This is a genomic window from Acinetobacter sp. 228, from assembly GCF_048147885.1.
On record NZ_JAYWYV010000563.1, the window covers coordinates 1 to 1,066 of the forward strand.

Here is a 1,066-nt window from a genome sequence, read left to right on the forward strand (position 1 = left end):
CAATTGCTCTTGAGCTTGTTGTTCCCTGATCAAAAGCGACAATATATTTTTTCGGGCAATTTGACATCTGAATGTCCCTTTCATTTTCCACACACATCTAGCCCATAATGCAAAAACATCATGCCTAACTGTATTTATTTAAAATTTTCTTTGGAATATATCATTATTTTTAAGTGGCATAGGCTTTCTTCGTCCAAACATTACCCATTCTTTATCAATTTTTTACTGCATGGAAAAAAGTAATAAGAAAAATATTGAAATTAGAAGATAAAAATATGCTGATCGGCTAATTTGAAATCACATAAATATTCAACTTATTCCTTTGCTTAAATAATAAACATTGTTTTACAGACATAAAAAAAATAAAGTGAAATACTCCTGTAGATAATATGTAAAAACGGAATAAATCTTCTCTTTTTTAGCATTCAACCCAAGCGAAACATGGAGCGAATCATGGTTGATCAACCTTCTACCGCAACAACTCCACATTCTAATTTAGATACAAAAACCCGTCTAAAATCAATTTTGGGCGGTTCTGCCGGTAACCTTGTCGAATGGTACGACTGGTATGTATATGCCGCATTTACGCTCTATTTTGCTCATGCATTTTTCCCAAAAGGAAGTCAAACCGCTCAACTTCTTCAAGCTGCAGCTATTTTTGCAGTGGGTTTCCTTATGCGTCCCATTGGCGCATGGATTATGGGGATCTATTCTGACCGTAAAGGACGTAAAGCGGGCCTTACACTTTCCGTTACTTTAATGTGTATCGGTTCGCTACTGATTGCTGTTACACCCTCCTACGAAAGTATTGGTGTATTTGCTCCATTGCTTTTGGTTATTGCACGTTTAATTCAAGGCTTAAGTGTAGGCGGTGAATATGGCGCAAGTGCAACGTATTTAAGTGAAATGGCAGAAAAAGATCGTCGTGGTTTTTTCTCAAGCTTTCAATATGTCACTTTAATTGCAGGACAGCTTACAGCTTTATGCGTACTACTCATCTTGCAAATGATACTCACCGAAGAACAACTGCATGACTGGGGATGGCGTGTTCCGTTTTTCATCGGAG

The 1,066-nt window shown here is 37.1% G+C and carries 1 protein-coding gene and 1 pseudogene; one reads left to right on the plus strand and one right to left on the minus strand.

Annotation, left to right across the window (positions count from 1 at the left end; translation table 11 throughout):
• Window positions 1–67 (minus strand): annotated as a pseudogene (locus VXQ92_RS20815) (carbohydrate kinase); the annotation flags it as partial.
• A gap of 374 nt (window positions 68–441) precedes the next feature.
• Between VXQ92_RS20815 and VXQ92_RS20820 the strand changes: the two are divergent.
• Window positions 442–1,066 (plus strand): MFS transporter (locus VXQ92_RS20820; RefSeq protein ID WP_416683050.1); only part of this gene is annotated, 625 nt, incomplete at its 3' end.